The following is a 23,007-nucleotide window of genomic DNA, read 5'->3' as shown; positions in this document are numbered from 1 at the left end:
ATCATGCCTCCACTGAACCTCGCCACCCAGCTGCTGCATGTCCTCGCCGCCGGCCTGCTGATGATCTCTTTCGCCATGCTGGCCCAGCGGCGTACGCGGCGGCTGATCGTCCTGCTGGCCTGGCAGGGCGTGGTGCTGACCGCGTCCACGCTGCTGGTGGCCATCACCGCGCACTTGCCGCATCTGTACTGGTCCGCTGCACTGACCCTGATCGAAAAAGTCTTTCTGATGCCGTGGATCCTGATGCGGCTGATGCGCCGCCTGGGCATCGAGGGCGACAGCGACCCGCTGGTGAACATCCCCACGCTGATGCTGGTCGGGCTCGGCCTGGTTATCTTCGCATTCGGGCTGGCCCAGCCGATCAGCTCGCTGGCCACCACGGTCACCCGGCAGACCCTGGGGATTGCGATGGCGGTGATCCTGCTGGCCTTCCTGATGATGATTGCCCGGCACAAGGCGGTGACCCAGGTGATCGGCTTCCTGGCCATGGAGAACGGCCTGTTCTTCGCCGCCAACAGCACGACCTACGGCATGCCGATGGTGATCGAGCTGGGCATCGCGCTCGACCTGCTGGTCGGCGTGTTCATTTTCGGCATCTTCTTCTTCCAGATCCGCGAGCAGTTCGACAGCCTCGACCTGCATCAGCTCGAAGCACTCAAGGAGGACTGACGTGGAGCTTGCGCTGGTACTGGGTATCCCTCTGTTCGGCGCGATCCTGCTGGCCCTGACCGGGGCACAGCGGCGCGCGGCCGAGCTCAACGTCGCGATCAGCCTGGCGACGTTGATCGCCGCCGCGGCGCTGGTGCTCAGGATCATCGGCCAGGGCTCGATGACCGTGGCCCGCGAGCAGTTCTTCGTGGATCCGTTCAACGTGTTCCTGATCGCGCTGACCGCGCTGGTCGGCTTCACCACCGCGGTGTTCTCGCGACCCTACATGCGCATCGAACAGGAGCACGGCCGACTCAACGCGCGCCGGCTGCGGCTGTATCACAGCATGTACCAGCTGTTCATGACCGCCATGCTGGTGGCGCTGTCGACCAACAACATGGGCTTGCTGTGGGTCGCGATGGAGGCGGCGACGCTGTCGACGGTACTGCTGGTGTCGTTGTACCGCACCCGCGCCAGCATCGAGGCGGCGTGGAAATACTTCATCCTGTGCGGCGTCGGGATCGCGCTGGCGCTGTTCGGCACGATCCTGCTGTATTTCGCGGCGGAGCGGCTGCTCGGGGCCGAAGGCATGAGTGCGCTGCTGTGGACCCATCTCGATGCCGTGAAGGGGCAGCTCGATCCAACGGTGATCGGGCTGGCGTTCGTGTTCCTGCTGGTCGGCTACGGCACCAAGGTCGGTCTGGCTCCCCTGCACAACTGGCTGCCCGATGCCCACGCCGAGGGTCCCACGCCGGTCTCGGCGGTGCTGTCGGGGCTGCTGCTCAACGTGGCGATGTATGCGGTGGTCCGCTGCAAGATCCTTGCGGTCGGCGCGATGCATTCGGCGCTGCCCGGACGCATGCTCATGGGCTTCGGCCTGTTCTCGACGGTGCTGGCGGCGTTCCTGCTGTGGCGTCAGCGCGACATCAAGCGCCTGTTCGGCTACTCGTCGATCGAGCACATGGGCATCATCACGTTCGCGTTCGGCATGGGCGGACCGCTGGCAAACTTCGCCGCGCTGCTGCACATGACAGTGCACTCGTTGACCAAGTCGGCGATATTCTTCACCGCCGGCCATGCCTCGCAGATCGCGGGCACGCAGCGCATCGACGGCATCCGCGGCCTGCTGGCGGTGAGTCCCTCGGTCGGCTGGGGCCTGATGCTGGGCTCGCTGGCGATACTCGGCATGCCGCCGTTCGGCGTGTTCACCAGCGAATACCTGATCCTGATCACGGCCATGCGCGATCACCCGTGGGCGACACCCTTCCTGCTCGTCGCCCTGGCCGTGGCGTTCGCCGCGATCTTCGCCAAAGTCCAGCCGATGGTGTTCGGCGAGACCGATGCACGGCGCTTGCCGCATCCGCCCGCACTGGTGCCGGTATTCGTGCACGTGTCGATCGTGCTGATGCTCGGCGTGTACATGCCGCCTGCGCTTGCCGAGTGGTATCGCCTGGCGGCGCGGTTGATCGGATGAAGACCATGCTGCCCGACTTCCTCGACACGACCTGCGTGCCCTTGCCCTCCAACGCGTCGGCCTGCCTCGTGGTGGCTGACGCCTATCACTGGTCGTGGGCGGCCGATGCGCTGCACGCACTGGGCGCGAGCCTGCTGGCACTGTGGGGCAGCGACGATCGCGATCGTGATGAGCGCCTGCGCATCCGCGCGGCCTACCTGCTGCCCGACCGCATCGTGGTGGTCGAGCACGCGATGCCCGCCGAACGTGCGGTCTATCCTTCCCTGACATCGCGTTTCCCGGTGGCCGACCGCATGCAGCGTGCGGTGCACGACCTGCTCGGGATCCGCGCCGACGGCGGCGACACGCGCGCATGGCTGCGCCATGGTGGCTGGCCGGAGCGGGTGTTTCCGCTGCGCCGCGATGTCGGTGCGGCGCAAACCTACCCGCTGGTCAGCGCGGCGTATCCGTTCGTGCCGGTCGATGGCGATGGCGTGCATGAGGTCGCGGTGGGGCCGGTGCATGCCGGGATCATCGAACCGGGTCGCTTCCACGTCGCCGTGGTGGGTGAAAAAGTGCTGCGCCTGGAGGAACGCCTGGGCTACACGCACAAGGGCGTCGCCAAGCGCTTCGAGGCCCTGGCCCAACGCGACGGGCATCGTCTGGCGGCCCGGGTCAGCGGGGATTCGACCGTCGCGTTCGGCTGGGCATACTGCGCGGCCCTGGAGTCGCTCACCGGAACGGTGCCGTCGCCGCGCGCTGCTGCCTTGCGCGCGCTGGCGCTGGAGCGCGAGCGCATCGCCAACCATCTGGGCGATCTGGGCGGCATCGGCAACGACGCCGGGCTGGCCTTCGGACTCACCCAGTTCTCCAGCCTGAAGGAGCAGCTGCTGCGGCATAACGCGGAGGTTTTCGGGCAGCGCTACCTGTTCGATCTGGTGGTGCCCGGCGGCGTCGCCCGCGACCTGCCGGCGCACTCGATACCGACGCTGATCGAGGAGATCGCGGCGCTCGAACGCGCCGTGCGCGAGCTGCGCGGGATCTATGCCCATCACGAAGGGGTGCAGGACCGCTTTCTCGGCACCGGCCGGCTGACCCTCGAACAGGCACGAAGGCTAGGCGCCATCGGCCTGGCCGCCCGCGCCTCCGGCGTGCCACGGGACCTTCGCCTGGACCAGCCGTGGGCGCCGTATGACCAGTGTCCGCCGGTGCTGGCCACGCGCCCGGAAGGGGACGTGGCGGCGCGCGTCCAGGTACGCTTCGACGAAACCCTGGATTCGCTGCGGCTGTGCCGGCAGTTGCTGGACAGTTTGCCTCCCGGCGCCCTGGCCGTCGACGTGCCCGCAGCCCCCGCGGGTCAGTGGGGACTGGGCCTGGTCGAAGGATGGCGCGGTCCGGTCATGGTGGCGCTGGAGACGGGGCCCGAGGGCAGCATCCGGCGTTGCCATCCGCATGACCCCTCGTGGCAGAACTGGCCACTGATCGAGGTCGCGATGCTCGGCAACATCATTCCGGACTTCCCGCTCATCAACAAGTCATTCAACCTTTCCTACAGCGGCCACGACGGGTAAGCGCGCATGTTCGATATCCTTTCACGCATCCGCCGAGTCGGTCGCCTGAGCGAACCGCATCCGGCACCGGATGCTTCGGAGGCGGAGCCCACGGCGATCCAGCGCGAGCTGCATGCCGTGTTCGGGCGGGCCCTGTGCATCCGCCATGTGGATGCGGGCTCCTGCAACGGCTGCGAGCTGGAGATCCATGCGCTCGGCAATCCGTACTACAACCTGGAAGGCGCGGGCATCCGCTTTGTGGCCAGCCCCCGCCATGCCGATCTGCTGCTGGTCACCGGACCGGTCTCGGTCAACATGGAAGAAGCGCTCAAGCGGACGTATGAAGCGATGCCCGAACCCAAGTGGGTGCTCGCGGTCGGTGAATGCGGGGCTTGCGGCGGGATCTTCGGCGCCAGTTACGCCACGCGCGGTCCGATCAGCGACGTGATTCCGGTCGACGCGGTGGTCAACGGTTGCCCGCCCACCCCGCTCGCCATCCTGCGCGGCCTGCTTCAGGTCACCCGGCACCTGGCCCACTGAACCTTTCGTGGCCGGACGGCTCGATCACCCTGCCGGATATGCCCGGCAAGGCCCCTTCACCTGCGCGTCCCCTTGCCACCGGCACAGCCAGGTCCGGAAAATATGCCCATGCAAACGAGTAATGCACCGTGACCCCCAATGACCGGAAAATCGAGGCGCTGCGACAGCGCATCCCTTCCTTCAGCTGCATCGTCGGCTGCCACGATTGTTGCGGACCGGTGACGGCTTCAGCGGAGGAAGTGGCGAGACTGCCGGTCAAGACCGAGGCCGAGCACGCTGTCGCGCTCGAAAACCTGAGCTGTCCCTACCTGGGCCAGCACGGCTGCGAGGTGTACGGCGAACGTCCGCTCATTTGCCGGCTTTTCGGCACCACGCCACGGCTGCTCTGCCCCAATGGCAAGCGGCCGGTGTACATGATCGACACGAAAGTGGAACAGGATATTCATCACTTTCTTGCCAACACGCGGCAAGTGCTGTTGTGACATCCCGCGGTTGAAGCGCTCGCCGGGAAGCAAGCGCCGGACTCACCGGCCGAAGATGATTTCCTTGCCTTCGTGGTCGCGATCCCAGCCGCGCAGCTGGTCGCGGATGTGCGCGATGCGCTGTCGGCCAAGAGCATTGCGCTCCTCGTCCAGCACCTGACCATCGAGCAGTTCGGCCAGGCGCTGGGCGGTGGGCAACATCGCATCCCACGCATCCAATGCCGGCAGCGGCGCCGGCAAGGTCATGAAGAAGCTGACCCCGGGCGTATGCAGCGCATCCAGGCGGGCGAGGTCGAAGTTGCCGGGCTTGAGCATGTTGGCGACGCTGAAGATCGGCCCCAGCTCGCGCTTGCCATCGAGCAAGCGGTGGTAAATCCCCATGTCGCCGAATTCGAGACCGGCTTTTTCGGCAGCCACGACCAGATCCGGGCCACCGAAGTGGCTGCCTTCACGCGCCACCACGAACAAGGTGACGATCCGCTCCACCGGCAGTTGCGCCGGGCGCCGGCCCAGGTCCGAACGCGGTGGCGGTTTGGTCGCCGTCGGTTCGGGAGCCGCCGGTTCGGGTTTCGCGGCAGCCGGCACGGGCGCGGGCGCCGGCGCCGGCGCAGCCGCCGCCCTGTCGGAGGGTGCGCGCAACGCGTTCACGATCGAGGCCGCATGACTGACCAGCCCGGTCTTCGGCTTCGCTGCGGCGTGCTCACCGGACAGCGTGGCGCCAAGACGCTCGAGTTCCTCGCGCAAGCCCATCTCGAGCTCGCCCTGCTGCGGCTGCACGGTGTCCGGCCGGCTGCCCTCAGCGCTGTTGAAGAACGGATCGTCGGCGAGGCTGGAGCCCCCGACCGTGGGCTCGCGGCGCTCGCCGCCATGCGAGCCGGATGCCGTGCGGCGTTTGCCCTGCTCTTTCTTCGGCTGACCGAACAACCAGATCAGCGCCAGCACGATCACGCCGACAATCAGCAACGGAATGCCGACGGCAGGGTTCCAGGCAAGGGCGGACACGGGTTGCAGGGTCATCATGAAGTCCTCAGGCAGCGCCTGCCAGTTTAGCCGCTTCGGCCAGGTCCACCTGCACCAGTCGCGACACGCCCGGCTCGCGCATGGTCACGCCGCAAAGCTGGGTGGCCGCTTCCATGGTGGCCTTGTTGTGGCTGATGAAGATGAATTGCACTTTTTCGCTCATCTCGCGCACCAGGCTGGAGAAGCGTCCCACGTTCGCCTCGTCCAGCGGCGCGTCGACCTCGTCGAGCAGGCAGAACGGCGCCGGATTGAGGCCGAAGATCGCGAACACCAGCGACACCGCGGTAAGTGCCTTCTCGCCGCCGGACAGCAGGGTGATGTTGGAGACGCGCTTGCCCGGCGGGCGCGCCATGATCGACACGCCGGTATTGAGCAAATCGTCGCCGGTCAGCTCCAGATAGGCGTGGCCGCCGCCGAACAGGCGCGGGAACAGCTCCTGCACGCCGGCGTTGACCTTGTCGAAGGTTTCCTTGAAGCGCTGGCGGGTTTCGCGGTCGATCTTCTTGATCGCCCCTTCCAGCGTGTCCATGGCACTGACCAGGTCGGCCAGCTGGTTGTCGAGGTAGGTCTTGCGCTCGCTCTGCTCGGCGTGTTCCTGGATCGCGGCCAGGTTGACCGGTTCCAGCCGGGCGATCTTCTGGCCGAGGTCACCCAGCTGCTGGCGCCACTGGCTGGCGTCGACATGCTCGGGCAGTTCGGCCAACAGCGGCTCCAGTTCCAGCCCGGAGGCCCTGATCGCCTCGGCCAGTTGCTCGGCACGCAGCTGCAGGGCCTGCGCGGCGAGGCGTTTCTCGGACAGGCCTTCGCGCAGGACCGACAAGCCCTGCTCCGCCAGATGGCGCTGCTGTTCGAGCTTGCGGAATTCGAGGTCGCAATCCTCCAGTGCGCGGCGCGCCTCGACCATCTGCTTGTCGACCAGCAGCCGCTGCTCGAGATAGGTCTGCCGTTCGGCCTCGAGTTCGGCGATCGGATCGGAGCCGGCGGCGAGCTGTTCGCTGATCTCGTTGCGGCGTGCCTCGATCTGGCGCAGTTGGGCGTCCATGCGGCCCAGCGCCTGTTCCAGCGAGGCCAGCGAGGAACGCTTGGATTCCAGCGACAGGGCCAGCGAGTGCGACTGGTCGGCCGCCTCGCGCGCGTTCATGCGTGCTTCCTCGCGCGCTTCCAGCAGCGCGCGGCGTTCATTCTCCAGCTCGCGGCGCTGATCTTCCAGATCGCCCATCAGGCCCACGGACTCGTCCAGGCGCGCACGCGCCTCGCGGGTCTGGCCCTGTAATTCGTCGATCTGGGTGGCGAGGTCAGCCAGCTCGCCGTTGACCTTCTCGGCGCGGGCGCGGGCGGTCTCCAGCTTGCCGCGGTGACTCTGCAGCTGGCCGGCCAGCTCGGACTGGCGACGATGCGCGTTGTACAGCTCGCGCTGGGCGTCGTCGCGGGCGCGCTCGGTCTCGAACTTGCTGGTGCGCAAGGTCTCCAGCTGTTCGCCGGCTTCCTCGAGCTGCGCTTCCAGCGTGGCGATCTGCTCGCCGAGTGCGCGCAGCTCGCGCTCGCGCGCCAGCACGCCGACCTGACTGCCCTGCGCGCGACGCACGCGTGCCCAACCCGGACCCAACCATTCGCCGCTGGGCGTGATCACCGACTGGTACGGCGCCAGCGCCGACAACGATGCCACCCGCTGGTGGGCGCCATCGAGCGAGTCGGCAGTCAGCACATGACCGAGGATGGCCATGGCGGCAGCCGGCCCGCGCACATGGGCGGCCAGGGTGCCGGCCGTGCCGACGCCGCCCTCGGCGGCATCCAGCAAGGCGACGTCGGCGTTGTCGAGGGCACCGAACTCGGCGGCCAGCGCATGCGAGCCCTCCACCAGCACGCTGTCCAGGAAGCCGCTCAGGGCGGTTTCCACGGCGGTTTCCCAGCCTGCTTCCACCTGCAGCGATTCGCCGAGGCGGCGCGACCGGCTCAGCCCCAGCCGGTCCAGCCAGGCACTGGCGGCACTTTCATCCTGGCCCAGCGCGGCATGCTGCAGCGCTTCCAGCGAGGCATGCCGACCACGGGCCGTCTGCAGTTGCGAGCGTGCCTCGTTCAATGCCGACTGCAGCTGGCGCTCCTGTTCCTGCACCTTCTCGTGGCTGCTCTTGTGCTGGTCCAGCAGCACACCGAGGGTCTCGACCCGCTCGCGCTGGGTGTCGTGTTCGCTGTGCAACTGCTCGCCGGCGGCGTCGAGCGCGGCCACGTCGGTGGCCTTCTGCTCGGCTTCCAGCACCTCGCGGCGCCGCGACAGGTCGATGCCCTGGCGATCGAGATAGTTGAGCTTGGTGCGCTCGACCTCGGCCGCGCGGTTCGACTCGCCGGCGTTGCGGGTGTGGCTGTCCCAGCGCTGCTGCCAGTCGGCCAGCTTCGCTTCGGTGTCGCGCTGGGCCTCGGCGGTGTCTTCCTGCATCTGCTGCAGGGCTTCGAGCTTCGGCTCGCCTTCGGCCAGCGCCATCCGCAACGTCTCGATCTGCTCGCTATCGGTGGCGATGTGCGCGGCCAGTTCCGCATGCTCGCGCTCGGTGTCGCCATGGGCACGCTGCAGGCGATCGGCATTTTCGCGGTTGTGCCGGACCTGCTGCTCGACCCGGGCGATCTCGGCGCCGACCTTGTACACCTCGGCCTGCACCGCGTTCAGGTGCTCGCTGGCGTCGGTGTGGCGTTCGCGCACACTCTCCAGCTGTGCCTCGATCTGGCGCTGGCCGGCCAGCTGTTTCTCGATCTCGACCTCGGCTGCGGACAGATCCGCACCCTCGCCGTCGTGCTGGCTCTTCAGGCCGCGGTATTCCAGCGCACGCAGTTCGGCTTCCTTGCGCGTCTGCTCTTCCTTCAGCGCCTTCCAGCGCTCGGCGGCGCGGGCCTGGCGGTTGAGATGCTCGAGCTGCTTGTCGACCTCGTCGCGGACGTCGCGCACACGGTCGAGATTCTCGCGGGTGGCCTTGATCCGGCTCTCGGTCTCCTTGCGCCGCTCCTTGTACTTGGAGATGCCGGCGGCCTCCTCCAGATGCGTGCGCAGCTCTTCCGGATGCGCCTCGATGATCTGGCTGATCATGCCCTGCTCGATGATCGAGTAGCTGCGCGGGCCCAGGCCGGTACCGAGGAACAAGTCGGTGATGTCGCGCCGGCGGCAACGCCCGCCGTTGAGGTAATACGCCGACTGGCCGTCGCGGGTGACCTGGCGCTTCACCGAAATTTCGGCGTACTGGCCGTACTCGCCCTGGATCGAGCCGTCGGAGTTGTCGAAGATCAGCTCGACCGTGGCCTGCCCCACCGGCTTGCGCGTGTTGGAGCCGGAGAAGATCACGTCGGTCAGCGAATCGCCACGCAGCCGGCTGGCCGCGCTCTCGCCCATCACCCAGCGGATCGCGTCGATGATGTTGGACTTGCCGCAACCGTTCGGACCGACCACGCCGATCATGTTGCTGGGCAAATGCAGGGTGGTCGGGTCCACGAAGGACTTGAAACCGGCGAGTTTGATCGTGCTCAGGCGCATGCGGTCATCAATGGGTCATCGGTAAACGCCCGCGGTTTGGGGCGACAAGGCACTGTGCCAAACGCGGGGCACGGCTGCAATGCGTTTCGTTTCAAAAATTTACTTGAGGAATGCACAATATATATTTGATAAATATCGTTATTCATCGGGACGAGCATCGATCGACAAGGCGTGAATGCCGTGATTCATCAGGCCGTCCAGCGCGGCATAGATCATCCGGTGACGCTTGATCGGCACGCAACCGGTGAACGCGGCACTGACGATACGCACGTGGAAATGACCCTTGCCCTCACCCGCATGACCCGCATGCTTGTGGCCTTCGTCCAGCACCTCCAGCTCGGTCGGTGCAAAGGCAGCCTGCAGGCGCTGGCGGATCTGCTCGATGACTGGTTGCACTGTCATCGCGGCACTCACCCGGCCGGCAGGGTCTTGCGGAACGGACGCACGCTGACCTCGGCATACACGCCGGCGGCGACGTAGGGATCGGCGCCAGCCCAGCTTTCCGCTTCCGCCTGGCCGGGAAATTCGGCAATGATCAGGCTGCCGCTGAAACCGGCCGGACCCGGGTCTTCCGATGCAATCGACGGAAACGGCCCGGCCAGCAACAGGCGGCCCTCGTCCTGCATCTGCTGCAGGCGCGCCAGATGGGCGGGACGCGAGGCCTTGCGTGCTTCCAGTGAGTTCGGCACGTCATTGGCAATGATCGCAAACCACATGGCTCAGGCCTCCGGTCGCATATAGGGGAACAGCAGCACGTCGCGGATCGAGGACGAGTCGGTCAGCAGCATCACCAGCCGGTCGATGCCGATACCGAGACCGCCGGTGGGCGGCAGGCCCACTTCCAGGGCGCGGATGTAGTCGGCGTCGAAATGCATCGCCTCGTCGTCACCGGCATCCTTGGCATCGACCTGGGCCCGGAACCGGGCGGCCTGGTCTTCCGGGTCGTTCAACTCGGAGAAACCGTTCGCCAGCTCCTTGCCGTTCACGAACAGTTCGAAGCGGTCGGTGATGCCAGGGTCGGTGTCGCTCTCGCGCGCCAGCGGCGACACCTCGACCGGGTGGGCGGTGATGAAGGTGGGCTGGATCAGGGTGTGCTCGACCGTCTTCTCGAAGATTTCCAGCAGCAACTTGCCCCAGCCATAGCCCGGCTTGACCTGCGCGCCGATCCGCCTGGCGTGCGCGGCCATCGCCTCGCGGTCGCGCAGTTCCTCGCGCTTGATCTCGGGGTTGTGTTCCAGCACCGCGTCTTCCATGTGCCAGCGACGGAACGCCGGGCCCACGTCGATCGCCACCCCATCCCAGCTCAACTCGGTAGTACCCAGGACGGTCTTTGCGGTATCGCGGATCAGCCCTTCGGTGAGATCCATGATCTCGTGATAAGTGGCGTAGGCTTGGTACAGCTCCAGCATGGTGAACTCGGGGTTGTGCCGGGTCGACACGCCCTCGTTGCGGAAATTGCGGTTGATCTCGTAGACGCGATCGAAGCCGCCGACCACCAGCCGCTTCAGGTACAGCTCCGGCGCCACGCGCAGGTACAGCTCCATGTCGAGCGCGTTGTGATGGGTCACGAACGGCTTGGCCGTGGCGCCGCCGGGGATGACGTGCATCATCGGCGTTTCCACTTCCATGAAGCGGCGCGCTGGCGCTTCCAGCCACTGGCGCATGTAGCCGATGATCTTCGAGCGCAGCGCGAAGGTACGGCGCGCCTGCTCGGTGACGATCAGGTCGACGTAGCGCTGGCGATAACGCTGTTCCACGTCGGCCAGGCCATGGAACTTGTCCGGCAGCGGACGCAGGCTCTTGGTCAGCAGCCGCAACTGGTCGACGCGGACGGAAAGCTCACCGGTCTTGGTGCGCATCAGCACGCCTTCGGCGCCCACGATGTCGCCCGCGTCCCAACCCTTGAACGCCTCGTACGTCTCGCCCAGCGTGCCCTGGTGGATGAACAGCTGGATGCGGCCACTGAAGTCCTGCATCTGCACGAAACTGACCTTGCCCTGCACCCGCTTGAGCACGATGCGCCCGGCCACCTTCACCCGGCGCGCAGCGGCTTCTATGACCTCGGCCGTGCAAGCCTCCTTGTCGGCGAACTCCACCTGCAGGTCGCCCACGAAGCTGTCGACCTTGAAGTCGTTCGGAAACGCGATGCCCTGCCCGCGCAGCGCGTGCAATTTCTCGCGCCGCTCCGCGATCAGCTTGTTCTCGTCGATGGGGAGGGTGTCGGCCGTTTCACTCATGGGGATTCCGTTACGTCCGCCGCTCGTGCCGAGCGGCGGACGTTTCTCTGTTTATGGTTGGGTTGCGGTTGAAGCAGGAGTTTTTCCTTTCGACCCACACCGTCCGTCAGTTGCCGTCGTTGAATACCTTCTTGAACGCATGCTTGGTGGCATCCCAACCCTCGCGCGCGCCGTGGCCGACGGCAATGCCGGCTTTCTTCGCGCCGTGCCCGATGCCGATGCCGGCCTCCTTCGCGCCATGCCCGACCGAGACAGCGACGTGCTTGGTCGCGTGACCGACGTCGCGGGCGCCGTTACCGACACTGTGGCCGACGCTCTTGGCATCCTGCTTGACGCTCTGGCCGGATGAGCTCTGCTGCGCGCCAGCCGTGCCGCTGAACGCCGCAACTGCAGCAAATGCGACGAGGATTCCGCAGATCTTCTTGCTGTTCATGCCGTGGCTCCTTACAGGTGATCGGGCTGATTCAACGCATCCATATTCACGCATCGCTGCGTTTGGAACCCGCTTCGAGGCCGGACTTCAGGCTGGCCTCGATGAACTCGTCGAGGTCGCCGTCCAGCACCTTCTGCGTGTCGGTGCGCTCGATCCCGGTGCGCAAATCCTTGATCCGGCTCTGGTCGAGCACGTAGTTGCGGATCTGGCTGCCCCAGCCGATGTCGGACTTGGTCGCTTCCAGCGCATCGCGTTCGACGTTGCGCTTCTGCACTTCCAGTTCGTACAGCTTGGCCGCCAGCATCTTCATCGCGGTGGCGCGGTTCGCGTGCTGGCTGCGGCCGGTCTGGCAGGCCACCACGGTATTGGTCGGGATATGCGTGATGCGCACCGCCGACTCGGTCTTGTTGACGTGCTGGCCGCCGGCGCCCGAGGAACGGTACACATCGGTGCGCAGGTCGGCCGGATTGATGTCGATCTCGATGTCGTCGTCGACTTCCGGCGACACGAACACCGAGGTGAAGCTGGTATGCCGGCGGTTGTCCGAATCGAACGGGCTCTTGCGCACCAGCCGGTGCACGCCGATCTCGGTCTTCAGCCAGCCGTAGGCGTAGTCGCCCTCGACCCGGAACGTCGCCGACTTGATCCCGGCCACGTCGCCGCCGGAAACTTCCATCAGCTCGGTCTTCCAGCCACGCGACTCGCACCAGCGCAGGTACATGCGCAACAGCATCTCGGCCCAGTCCTGCGCCTCGGTGCCACCGGCGCCGGCCTGGATGTCGACGAACGCGTTGGTCGCATCCATCTTGCCGGAGAACATCCGCTGGAACTCCAGCTTGCCTACCTGCGCCTCGAGCCTGACCAGGTCGTCGATTACCGACTGCGCGGTGTCGTCGTCGCTGTCCGCCATCGCCATTTCCAGCAACTCGCTGGCATCGGTCAGACTCGCCACGAGCGTATCGATGCCGTCGACGATGGTGTGCAGGCGGGCGCGTTCCCGACCCAGCTCCTGCGCGCGGGCGGGGTCGTCCCACACCGTGGGGCTTTCCAGTTCGCGGGTTACTTCTTCCAGCTTTTCGCTTTTGGTGGCGTAGTCAAAGATACCCCCTAAGCGACTCGACGCGGGCCCGGAGGTCCGCGATCTGCGCAAGGATCGGATTGGTTTCGATCATGTGGTGTGCCAGTGAAGTTGCGGGCGCCCTGGGGCGCCGTCAGTAAAGCTGTACAGGATAGCAAACCGCTCAGGCCAGTGCGTTGTCGTGCACGCCGCGGACCGCCCGACCGGAGGGATCGGCCGCGTTGGCGAAGGCCGGATCCCAGGCCAGCGCCGCCGGCGAGGAGCAGGCGATCGACTTGCCGCCGGGAACGGTGGCGGCGCAGGCCTCGCCGGGGAAATGCTGCTCGAAGATGCGCCGGTAGAAGTACGCTTCCTTGGTCGCCGGCGTGTTGAACGGATAACGCGCCGCCGCCGCGGCGAACTCGCGGTCGCTGACCTGCTGTTCGGCGTGCGCCTTCAGGCCGTCGATCCAGCCGTAGCCCACGCCGTCGCTGAACTGCTCCTTCTGCCGCCACAGGATCGCGTCCGGCAACGCCCCATCGAACGCCTCGCGCAGCACCGCCTTCTCGATCCGCCCTTTGCCCGCCATCTTGTATTTCGCGTCCAGGCCCATCGCCACGTCGATGAATTCCAGGTCCAGGAACGGCACCCGTGCCTCCACGCCCCAGGCCATCATCGCCTTGTTCGCGCGCAGGCAGTCGTAGCTGTGCAGCGCATCCAGCTTGCGCACGGTTTCCTCGTGGAAGGCCTCGGCCGACGGTGCCTTGTGGAAGTACAGGTAACCGCCGAACAATTCGTCCGAACCCTCGCCCGAGAGCACCATCTTCACCCCCATCGCCTTGATCCGCCGTGCCAGCAGGTACATCGGCGTGGCGGCGCGGATGGTGGTGACGTCATAGGTTTCGATATGCCGGATCACCTCGGGCAAGGCATCCAGCCCTTCCCAGAACGTGTAGACGAAACCGTGGTGCACGGTGCCCAGCGCATCGGCGGCGACCTGGGCGGCGGCCAGGTCCGGCGAGCCGTCCAGCCCGATCGCGAACGAGTGCAGTCGCGGCCACCAGGCCTCGCTGCGGTCGTCGTCCTCGACCCGCTCGCGCGCGAACTGCGCCGCACAGGCGGCGACCAGCGAGGAATCCAGCCCGCCGGAAAGCAGCACGCCGTAGGGAACGTCGGTCATCAACTGGCGATGCACGGCCTGCTCGAACGCCAGGCGCAACGCCGGCGGGGCCACTTCCCGGCCCTGCACCTGCCCGTACTCGCGCCACGGCTTGTGGTAATAGCGCTGCAATGTGCCGCTGACGCTGTCGTACACATGACCGGGCGGGAACGAGGTCACGTCGGCACACAGGCCGACCAATGCCTTCATTTCCGAGGCCACGCACAACCGGCCCTGCGCATCATGGCCCCAGTACAGCGGGCATACGCCGATCGGGTCGCGGGCGATCAGGTAACGACCGGCCTCGCCGTCCCACAGCGCAAACGCGAAGATGCCATTGAGTCGTGACACGCCCTGCTCGATGAAGCCGTCCGCGCCGAGGTCGCGATACAGCGCGTTGATCACCTCGCAGTCCGAGCCGGTGGTGAAGTCGTAGGCGCTGCCGGCGCGCAGCTCGCGGTGGTTGTAGATCTCGCCGTTGACCGCCAGCGCCAGGGCATCGTCGCGGGAACGCAGCGGCTGCGCGCCGCTGGCCGGATCGACGATCGCCAGCCGCTCGTGCACCAGGATAACGCCGGCGTCGACGTATACGCCACTCCAGTCCGGCCCCCGGTGGCGCTGGCGCTGTGACAGGTCGAGCGCCAGCCGCCGCAATGCGACCAGGTCATCGCCGGGTTGCAGGTCGAATATTCCGAAAATTGCACACATGCTCGCTGTCCTTTGATGGGTTACCGGCCTGGTTGAAAAGTCCGGCCATGGAAGACCGGTTTTGCTGCTCGCGATCGGATTTGCGTGAAACGAAAAGCAGAAGGCCCGCACTGGGCGGGCCTTCGTCGCGTGATTCGTGGAGACTTGCTGCTACGCGCGGGCCCGCCAGTGGTTGGCGTTATTGTTCGCGCGATTATTGTTGCCGGCCAGCAGGATGCCCCGCGCACTGGGCACGGAGGGGTTCTGGAAGCGGACGGCGACGGAATGCATGGGCCAACTTGAACAGATCGGGCAGGCGTTGGCAAGTGCGCCTGACGACGGCATGACGGTCCGCTGGCTGGACGCGGCCGGCACGGACTACTTCTCGGTCAGCCAGCGCGTGGCTTCGTCCAGCTCGGCATTGTGGAACAGCCGGAACTGGGCCGGGACGGCAAAGCCGAATGCGGTCGCCGCCGTGCGCAGCCAGCCGACGTCGGTCACCAGGGCGATGCGCTCCCAGCTGCTGAAATGACGCATGCCCAGCTTGGCGTCGTCCCACATCGCTCCGGGGTCGAAGCCGGTGAAATCCTCGGCGGTGACGTACAGCATGCGCAACTTGCGATTGAGCGCGAACGCGGCCTCGACATCCGGCACGATGACGTTTTCGTAGTCGGCCGCCGTCACCTGGCCATGGGCGCGGAAGCCCACCGTTCCAGCAGGCAATCCTTCGATCTGTGCGATCACGAGCGTTCTCCTTGGTGGGTGGATGCCAGTCTGGGTCACGCCGCGTGAAAAACGTGCAAGTGCGCTCAGGCCGGTTCGATGTGCCGCAGCAGCAGCCGCGGCGTCTCGCGGCCCTGCCAGTCGTTGATGGTCAGTTCGTAGGCGGCGCGCAATCGTGGCGGTGGCGGCTGGCCATGATACGCGTTGAACATCACCGCCTCATGCAATGCGCCGTCACGGGGGTCGCGCAGTTGCAGGCGCAGGTGGCGTTCGCCCATCACCTTCCAGCTGGCGCAATCGAACAGGTTGTCGAACAGCGGCTCGGGGAACGCCTGCCCCCACGGGCCGGCCTGGCGCAGCTGCCGGGCCAGCGCCAGCGAAGCGGCACCGGGCGGCAGTTCGCCATCGGTATACAGCACGGCCTGCAGCCGCTCGGGCTCGATCAGTTCGCGCGCGATCGCATCGAACGCGGCCGCGAAACGCGGGTAGTCGATGGCCTTGAGGCTGAGCCCGGCCGCCATCGCATGGCCGCCGAAACGTTCGATCAAGCCCGGCTGGCGTGCGTCGATCGCGGCCAGCGCGTCGCGGATGTGGAAGCCGGAGATGGAGCGCGCCGAGCCACGCAGGCTGTCCGTGTCGTCCTCGCTGGCCGGCGCGAACGCGATCACCGGCCGGTGCAGCCGATCCTTCAGCTTGGACGCCACCAGCCCGATCACGCCGGCATGCCACGACGGCTCGTACAACGCCACGCCGATCGCCTCGATGTCGGTCAGGCCGACCACCATTCGCTCGGCCTCGGCCACCATCGAGGCCTGCAGGTCGCGGCGCTCCAGGTTGATCGCGCTGAGCTGCTCGGCGTAGCGACGGGCCTGGCCGACGTCATCGGTGAGCAGGCATTCCACGCCCAGGCGCATGTCCTCCAGTCTCCCTGCCGCGTTCAGACGCGGGCCGACGGCGAAGCCGAGATCGCTGGCACACAGCGTCGCCAGGCTGCGCTTGCCGGATTCGACCAAGGCGGTGATGCCGGCGCAGGCGCGGCCGCCGCGGATCCGCTGCAACCCCGCCTCGACCAGCACCCGGTTGTTGAAATCCAGCGGCACCAGATCCGCCACGGTACCCAGCGCCACCAGATCGAGCAGTGCCGAAAGATCAGGGCGCACGCTCTTTTGAACAGCCGCCTCGTGACCCTCGCGATCAGGATGATCGCTGGGATACATCCGGGCACGCAGCGCGAGCAGCAGGTAGAACATCACCCCCACCCCGGCCAGCATCTTGCTCGGGAACGGGTCGCCGGCCAGGTTCGGGTTGACCATCGCGTCGCAGGCCGGCAGTTGCTCACCGGGCAGATGGTGATCGGTGACGATCACCCGGATGCCGCGGGCCTTCGCCGCGGCCACGCCGGCCACGCTGGCCACGCCGTTGTCGACGGTGACGATCAGTTGCGGCGTGGGTTGCAGCGATTCGACCAGGGCGGGACTGAGTCCGTAGCCGTGCACGAAGCGGTTTGGTATCGCGTAGCTCACCCGCCTGGCACCGAGCAGGCGCAGGCCACGCACGGCCACGGCGGTGCCGGTGGCGCCATCGCAGTCGTAGTCGCCGGCGATCAGGATCGTCCAGTCGCCGCGGATCGCCTCGACCAGCAGATCGATGGCCTGGTTCATCCCCCCGAGGGTTTGCGGCGACAGCATGCGTGCCAGCCGGTGTTCGACCTGCGCCGGGGTCAGCACGCCGCGCGCGGCGTAGACCTGTTGCAGTACCGGATGGACGGAGGCCGGCCAGCCCTCGGGCGTGCCCTTGCGCTCGCGCCGGCGCAACTGCAGCGCGCTCAACGCCCTGCCCCGCGCCAGAGCCGCCAGCGATGCCAGGGCCGGTGCTGCCAGCGTTCGCCGCTACCGAAGTGAAGCGTGACCGGATGGCGGCCCAGCAGCGGCTGCAGCGTCGGCCACCAGTTCGCGGCGATCTCGCCGGCGGGCAGATCCTGCAGATCGATCAGCCAGCCCGGCGTGGCCGCGGCAACGGTTTCCACGCTGCGGGGGTGCTGGGCCAAGCCGGCGCGCCAGGCCAGTGCGCGCAACAGCAGGTCGTCGCCGGTCACGCCGTGCAGCGCGCTGCCCAGTGGGCTCGGCAGCGTGCCGCCGCCCCATAGCCATAGGCTGTTGACCGGCGCCAGTCCGCGCGCGCGTCGTTGCGCATTCGCCGGATGCCGATGCAGCAGCACCTGGATGTCGTTGAGCAGGATGCGCCAGCGACGCCCTTCGGCACCTTGCGGCAGGTGCTGCGACAGATCCTCGCCCAGCGCCTGTTCCGGCGCGGCGAAGACAGGCAATGCCACATCGGCCGGCAAGCGCAGATGCCAGCGATCGGGCGTGGAAACAAGCAGGCGCATCCCGGCCTCGTCAAACACCGGCTGCAGCACGGCGGCAAGCGCCTGCGCCTCGTCCATGTCCAACTGCAGCTGGCCGCAGGCCAGCAGGCGCACGCCGGTCATGTCCGGCTGCACCCACGCTGGATCGGCCGAAAGCCAGACCGCTCCGGCCGCGTCGCCGGCGAGAAACTCGCGGGTGATCGCCGCCGCCGGCAGGCCGGCATCGACACCGGGAAAGTACTCGGCAAGACCACCCAGGTAGCCGACGCCGCCATCGTCGAGTCGGTCGGCGCGCACCAGCCATGCCCGCAGCGGATGGCCCGGCTCGAAGTGCGCCAGCGCAGGCAGCCATAGTTGCAGCGTTTGCTCCGGCTTCATCCTTCGCAGTCCTAGGCTTCCAGTTGCTCGACCAGCTCCAGCCACTCCGTTTCCAGCGCTTCCTTTTCGCGCCGCAGTTCGGTCTGGCGCTGGCCCAGCCGCATCATCTCGCTGGTGGATCCGCTGTAGGTCGCCGGGTCGGCCAGCTGGGCCTCCAGCGCGGTCAGTTCGTTGTCGATGCTGGCGGTGCGGGTCTCGATCCGCTTCACGCGCTGGCGCGAGCCCTTTTCGCTCTCGCGCTGGGCAGCGGCCTGCCGGCGCCGCTCTTCGGGCGACACCTCCGGCTCGACCTTCACCACCTTCACCACCGGCTTGAGCGCCGCCGCCCCGGCCTTCGCCGCCTTCTTGTTGGCCGCGCCGCGGGTTTTCAGCCAGCGCGCGTAGTCGTCCAGGTCGCCGTCGAAGTTTTCCACCATGCCATCGGCCACGCGCCAGAAGCTGTCGCAGACCATGCCGAGCAGGTGGCGATCGTGCGAGACCAGCACCAGCGCACCATCGAAGTCGGCCAGTGCATCGGCCAGCGCCTCGCGCATGTCCAGATCGAGATGGTTGGTCGGTTCATCCAGCAGCAGCAGGTTCGGCTTGTCCCATGCAATCAGTGCCAGTGCCAGGCGCGCCCGCTCACCACCGGAGAACCCATCGACCGATTCGAATGCCCGCTCGCCGGCAAAATTCCAGGTGCCGAGAAAGTCGCGCATGACCTGGGTGGCCACACCCGGCGCCTTGTCCTGCAGATGGTCCAGCGCACTGGCGCCCTCGCGCAGGCTTTCCACCGTGTGCTGGGCGAAATAGCCGATCTTCAGATCCTTGTGCGCCTTGCGCTCACCGCTGAACGGCTCGAGTTCACCCACCAGGGTCTTCACCAGGGTGGACTTGCCCGCGCCATTCGGGCCAAGCAGGCCGATACGCTCACCCGCCTCCAGGCTGAAGCGGACGTCGGCAAGGATGATGTTCGCCACCTCGGCATCCCCCCCGCGGGTGGATGGATCGGCGAGATAGCCGGCCGTGATGTCCTCCAGCTGCAGCATCGAATCGGGCAGCCGCCCCGGCACTGGAAACTGGAAGCTGAAGGGCCGCTCGGCACGCACCGCCTCGGTACCGACCATCTTCTCCAGCCGCTTCATCCGCGACTGCGCCTGTTTGGCCTTGCTGGCCTTGGCCTTGAAGCGATCGACGAAGGACTGCAGGTGCGCCCGCTCGGCCTGCGCCCGCTCGTGCGAGATCTGCTGCTGGCGCAACTGTTCGGCGCGCAGGCGCTCGAACGCACTGTAGTTGCCGCTGTACAGGATCGCCTTGCCGTCGTTGAGATGCAGCGTGTGGGTGATGACGCCATCGAGGAACTCGCGATCGTGCGAGATGATCAGCAACGTGCCCTGGTAGCGGCGCAGCCATTCCTCCAGCCACAACACGGCGTCGAGATCGAGATGGTTGGTCGGCTCGTCCAGCAGCAGCAGGTCGGACGGACACATCAGCGCCCGCGCCAGGTTCAGCCGGCCGCGCCAACCGCCGGAGAACTCCTGCACCGCGCGTTCGTGGGTTTCCGGCGGAAAGCCCAGGCCGTGCATCAGACGGCCGGCGCGGGCGCGGCCATCGTAGCCATGCAGCTCCTCGATCCGCTGGTGTGCCCTGGCCATCGCATCCATGTCGCCGCACTCTCCCGCCTCGGCCTCGGCCTGCAGTGCCGCGGCCAGTTCCTCGTCGCCACCGAGCACGTAGTCGATCGCCGCGTCCGGCAACGCCGGGGTTTCCTGCGCCACCGAGGCCAGCCGCAGCTTGGCCGGCATGTCCAGTTCGCCGGCGTCGCTCTCCAGCTTGCCCTGCAAGGCGGCGAACAGGCTGGATTTGCCGCAGCCGTTGCGACCGATCACACCCAGCCGCCAGCCGCTCTGGATCACCAGGTCGATGTCGGAGAGCAGCAGTCGGGTACCGCGGCGCAAGGCGAAATGTCGAAACGAAATCATGAAAAACAGTATCCGGACCGGGCAGGCATTCGCCCGCAGCCGCCCATGATAGCCGTGATGGCGTTATTCTCGATGAACCAGCCGGTCCTGCCCGTGCGCTGGCCGAATGCCGAACCCATCGCAATCGGCGCAGGTCGGCATGGCGTAGCATGACCGGTTCTGCTACAACGACGCCGCATACAGCCTTGTATGGAGAGGGGAACCATGGTCAAGTTCACGAGCAGTTTGCCGGTCATCGCCATGATGGTCGCCGTCGCCGGTTTCGGTTTGTCACAGCCGATCCACGCCGCACAGTCAAAGCATGGCGACAGCCTGCTGATCCATCGTGTGCAGCAGGAAAAAACCATGAACCTGCCCCGTCGCGGGCTCAGCATGAGCCAGGTCGAGAAGACCTGGGGTGCGCCGCAGCGCAAGTTGTCGCCGCGCGGCGGCGACACCAGGAAGCACCCGCAGATCAATCGCTGGGAATACCCGGGCTTCATCGTGTATTTCGAACACAGCCACGTGATCCACTCGGTACTCAATACGCCGGCCGGCAACAACACCCATCCCGCCGCCGTCAACTGACCGCGCGCACCCGGACTGACGCGGCCCGTGGCGACGCGGGCCGCGTTTTCATTGGCGCACATCCCTGTGCGCAACCTCCGGCGGGCGTGCAAGACGCCAGCCCTGCCGTTTTGTCGTTGCGCTATCGCTTAAAATGCGCGACCGGGTGCCAGTGCAGGCGCCACACTACACGCACGAGAATTCCGTCATGACCGACCAATCCTTGCGCCTGCCGGCGGAATGGGAACCGCAGGCCGCGGTGCTGATCGCGTGGCCGCATGCCGGCACCGACTGGGCCGACCGACTGGCATCGGTGGAATCCACCTACGTGGCGCTCGCCGCCGCGGTCACCCGTTTCCAGCAACTGATCGTCGTGGTTGCCGACGAGACCTTGCGCGCCCGCGTCGACAGCCTGCTGAAGCAGGCCGGCGTCGATCCCGGTCGTGTCCGCTTCGTGCAACTGTCCTACGACGATACCTGGCTGCGCGATTCCGGGCCGATCACGCTGAAGGACGGGCATGGCGCATTCCAGCTGACCGATTTCCGCTTCACCGGCTGGGGCGGCAAGTTCGGCGCCGCGCAGGACGATGCACTGGTGGCCGGACTGGTGCAGGCCGGTGTGTTCGGCACGGCGACGCACAAGCGCATCGACTGGGCGCTGGAAGGCGGCGGCATCGAAAGCGATGGCGCAGGCACCGTACTGACCACCTGGCGCTGCCTGGTGCAGCGTCATCCGGACCAGTCGCGCGATGACATGAGCGCGATCCTGCGCGACAGCCTGCACGCTTCCCGCGTGCTGTGGCTGGACTATGGCTACCTCGAAGGCGACGACACCGACGCGCATATCGACACGCTGGCGCGTTTTGCGCCCGACGATCGCATCGTCTACCAGGCCTGCGCCGATGCCAGCGATCCGCACCATGACGAACTGCAACGCATGGCGACCGAACTGGCCGCACTGCGTACACCCGATGGTCGTCCGTATCGGCTTTATCCGTTGCCCTGGGCCCGGCCCATCCTCGATGAAGGCCGGCGGCTGGCGGCTTCGTATGCCAACTACCTGATCGTCAACGGCGCGGTGCTGGTACCGGCCTATGACGACCCGGCCGATGACGAGGCGGCCCGCATCATCGGCAGCGCCCATCCCGGTCGCGAGATCGTACAGGTACCCTGCCGCCCGCTGATCTGGCAGAACGGCAGCCTGCACTGCATCACCATGCAGTTGCCGGCGGGCCTGACTTGAGTTTCACCCGCATCGGCTAAACTTCCCGGCCTGCCACATCAGGCCACCGCCGAGGACTCAAGCCGATGACCCGCAAGACCCTGAAGGTCGCGCTGCTGCAGGAAACCGACCGCGGCAGCCGCGACGCCAATCTCGACGCCATCGAGGCCGGCCTGCGCGAAGCCGCGGCCGCGGGCGTCGAACTGGTGCTGCTGCAGGAACTGCACAACGGCCCGTACTTCTGCCAGCACGAGTCGGTCGAGGTGTTCGACCAGGCCGAGAGCATTCCCGGCCCGGGCACGGCACGCATCGGCAAGCTGGCCGAGGAACTGCAGCTGGTGGTGGTCGCCTCGCTGTTCGAGCGCCGCGCCGCCGGGCTGTATCACAACACCGCGGTGGTGTTCGATCGTTCGGCCGCGATCGCGGGAAAGTACCGCAAGATGCACATCCCGGACGATCCGGCATTCTACGAAAAGTTCTATTTCACCCCCGGCGACCTGGGTTTCGAACCGATCGATACCTCGGTCGGCCGGCTCGGCGTGCTGGTGTGCTGGGATCAGTGGTATCCGGAAGCGGCGCGCCTGATGGCGCTGGCCGGCGCCGAGCTGCTGCTCTATCCCACCGCGATCGGCTGGGATCCGAACGACGACCAGGCCGAGAAGGATCGCCAGCGCGATGCGTGGATCACCGTGCAGCGCGGCCATGCCGTGGCCAATGGCCTGCCGCTGCTGTCGTGCAACCGCACCGGCCTCGAAGCCGATCCCTCCGGGGTGGGTGCCGGCATCCAGTTCTGGGGGTCGAGCTTTGTCGCCGGGCCGCAAGGGGAATTCCTGGCCCAGGCCGGCCACGGCCAGCGTCAGTTGCTGCTGGCCGACATCGACCTGGCGCGCAGCGAGCATGTACGCCGGATCTGGCCGTTCCTGCGCGATCGCCGCATCGATGCCTATGCCGACCTGCTCAGGCGCTTTCGTGACTGACGGCGTGCCGCTTGCTTGTTCCACACGGGTGGCGTCCCCATGCTTGGACCAT

20 protein-coding genes are annotated in these 23,007 nt (G+C 66.8%); 8 read left to right on the top strand and 12 right to left on the bottom strand.

The window, feature by feature from the left end; genetic code table 11:
- The first annotated feature begins 3 nt into the window (after positions 1–3).
- The 5 genes from ACFPPA_RS08580 to ACFPPA_RS08560 all read left to right on the top strand — a co-directional run bounded on the left by ACFPPA_RS08580 (position 4) and on the right by ACFPPA_RS08560 (position 4,673).
- Positions 4–669 carry a formate hydrogenlyase gene (locus ACFPPA_RS08580; protein ID WP_377319216.1) on the top strand — a complete coding sequence of 222 codons (666 nt, stop codon included), beginning with the start codon at positions 4–6 and terminating at the stop codon, positions 667–669.
- Between the two features lies 1 nt (position 670).
- Positions 671–2,122 carry a hydrogenase 4 subunit F gene (locus ACFPPA_RS08575; protein ID WP_377319214.1) on the top strand — a complete coding sequence of 484 codons (1,452 nt, stop codon included), beginning with the start codon at positions 671–673 and terminating at the stop codon, positions 2,120–2,122.
- A complete protein-coding gene (locus ACFPPA_RS08570) occupies positions 2,119–3,672 on the top strand; it encodes a hydrogenase large subunit (RefSeq protein ID WP_377319212.1) in 1,554 nt (517 codons plus the stop codon). Before ACFPPA_RS08575 ends, ACFPPA_RS08570 begins: the two co-directional genes overlap by 4 nt.
- A 6-nt stretch (positions 3,673–3,678) precedes the next feature.
- On the top strand, positions 3,679–4,191 hold the full coding sequence (locus tag ACFPPA_RS08565; protein WP_377319210.1) for an NADH-quinone oxidoreductase subunit B family protein: 513 nt from the start codon (positions 3,679–3,681) through the stop codon (positions 4,189–4,191).
- Positions 4,192–4,319: 128 nt separating this feature from the next.
- Positions 4,320–4,673 (top strand): YkgJ family cysteine cluster protein, encoded by a 354-nt coding sequence (locus ACFPPA_RS08560; protein ID WP_377319208.1) that lies wholly within the window; start codon positions 4,320–4,322, stop codon positions 4,671–4,673.
- A 42-nt stretch (positions 4,674–4,715) separates the two neighbouring features.
- On the opposite strand, the gene zipA is transcribed toward ACFPPA_RS08560, so the two are convergent.
- From zipA to ACFPPA_RS08500, 12 genes are all read right to left on the bottom strand, one after another.
- Positions 4,716–5,690: a cell division protein ZipA gene (zipA, locus tag ACFPPA_RS08555; protein ID WP_377319206.1), complete on the bottom strand. Its 975-nt coding sequence runs from the start codon at positions 5,688–5,690 to the stop codon at positions 4,716–4,718.
- Between the two features lie 10 nt (positions 5,691–5,700).
- Positions 5,701–9,210 (bottom strand): chromosome segregation protein SMC, encoded by a 3,510-nt coding sequence (gene smc / locus ACFPPA_RS08550; protein WP_377319204.1) that lies wholly within the window; start codon positions 9,208–9,210, stop codon positions 5,701–5,703.
- Positions 9,211–9,348: 138 nt separating this feature from the next.
- Complete coding sequence (locus ACFPPA_RS08545; RefSeq protein ID WP_377319202.1) at positions 9,349–9,612, bottom strand: BolA family protein; 264 nt, start codon at positions 9,610–9,612, stop codon at positions 9,349–9,351.
- An 8-nt stretch (positions 9,613–9,620) separates the two neighbouring features.
- Complete coding sequence (locus ACFPPA_RS08540) at positions 9,621–9,926, bottom strand: YciI family protein (RefSeq protein ID WP_377319200.1); 306 nt, start codon at positions 9,924–9,926, stop codon at positions 9,621–9,623.
- Positions 9,927–9,929: 3 nt separating this feature from the next.
- Complete coding sequence (gene lysS, locus ACFPPA_RS08535) at positions 9,930–11,447, bottom strand: lysine--tRNA ligase (RefSeq protein ID WP_377319198.1); 1,518 nt, start codon at positions 11,445–11,447, stop codon at positions 9,930–9,932.
- 106 nt (positions 11,448–11,553) lie between these two features.
- On the bottom strand, positions 11,554–11,880 hold the full coding sequence (locus ACFPPA_RS08530; protein ID WP_377319196.1) for a hypothetical protein: 327 nt from the start codon (positions 11,878–11,880) through the stop codon (positions 11,554–11,556).
- A 46-nt stretch (positions 11,881–11,926) separates the two neighbouring features.
- A protein-coding gene (gene prfB / locus ACFPPA_RS08525) for a peptide chain release factor 2 (RefSeq protein ID WP_377319194.1) occupies positions 11,927–13,052 on the bottom strand; the annotation gives its coding sequence in 2 pieces (ribosomal slippage) (positions 11,927–12,976 and positions 12,978–13,052; 1,125 coding nt in all).
- Positions 13,053–13,121: 69 nt separating this feature from the next.
- Positions 13,122–14,804, bottom strand: a complete 1,683-nt coding sequence (gene asnB, locus ACFPPA_RS08520; RefSeq protein ID WP_377319192.1) for an asparagine synthase B — start codon at positions 14,802–14,804, stop codon at positions 13,122–13,124.
- Between the two features lie 357 nt (positions 14,805–15,161).
- Positions 15,162–15,527, bottom strand: coding sequence for a SpoIIAA family protein (locus ACFPPA_RS08515; RefSeq protein ID WP_377319190.1), 366 nt, complete (start codon positions 15,525–15,527; stop codon positions 15,162–15,164).
- Positions 15,528–15,592: 65 nt separating this feature from the next.
- On the bottom strand, positions 15,593–17,335 hold the full coding sequence (recJ, locus tag ACFPPA_RS08510) for a single-stranded-DNA-specific exonuclease RecJ (RefSeq protein ID WP_377319188.1): 1,743 nt from the start codon (positions 17,333–17,335) through the stop codon (positions 15,593–15,595).
- Positions 17,332–18,249, bottom strand: coding sequence for a phosphoglycerate mutase (locus ACFPPA_RS08505; RefSeq protein WP_377319186.1), 918 nt, complete (start codon positions 18,247–18,249; stop codon positions 17,332–17,334). The genes recJ and ACFPPA_RS08505 overlap by 4 nt, the downstream gene beginning before the upstream one ends.
- An 11-nt stretch (positions 18,250–18,260) precedes the next feature.
- Positions 18,261–20,210 (bottom strand): ABC-F family ATP-binding cassette domain-containing protein, encoded by a 1,950-nt coding sequence (locus tag ACFPPA_RS08500; protein ID WP_377319184.1) that lies wholly within the window; start codon positions 20,208–20,210, stop codon positions 18,261–18,263.
- A gap of 204 nt (positions 20,211–20,414) precedes the next feature.
- Here ACFPPA_RS08500 and ACFPPA_RS08495 point away from each other — a divergent pair, with 204 nt between their 5' ends.
- The 3 genes from ACFPPA_RS08495 to ACFPPA_RS08485 all read left to right on the top strand — a co-directional run bounded on the left by ACFPPA_RS08495 (position 20,415) and on the right by ACFPPA_RS08485 (position 22,955).
- Positions 20,415–20,777 carry a hypothetical protein gene (locus tag ACFPPA_RS08495; RefSeq protein WP_377319182.1) on the top strand — a complete coding sequence of 121 codons (363 nt, stop codon included), beginning with the start codon at positions 20,415–20,417 and terminating at the stop codon, positions 20,775–20,777.
- Between the two features lie 187 nt (positions 20,778–20,964).
- Positions 20,965–21,999, top strand: a complete 1,035-nt coding sequence (locus ACFPPA_RS08490) for an agmatine deiminase family protein (RefSeq protein WP_377319180.1) — start codon at positions 20,965–20,967, stop codon at positions 21,997–21,999.
- 65 nt (positions 22,000–22,064) lie between these two features.
- The gene (locus ACFPPA_RS08485; RefSeq protein WP_377319178.1) at positions 22,065–22,955 is read left to right on the top strand and encodes a carbon-nitrogen hydrolase; all 891 of its coding nucleotides are present in this window, start codon (positions 22,065–22,067) and stop codon (positions 22,953–22,955) included.
- The last annotated feature ends 52 nt before the right edge of the window (positions 22,956–23,007 follow it).

Origin of the sequence: Rhodanobacter ginsengisoli (assembly GCF_042657065.1) — a bacterium.
GTDB classification, from domain to species: Bacteria; Pseudomonadota; Gammaproteobacteria; order Xanthomonadales; family Rhodanobacteraceae; genus Rhodanobacter; species Rhodanobacter ginsengisoli.
This window is presented reverse-complemented; position numbering and strand designations above follow the sequence as displayed.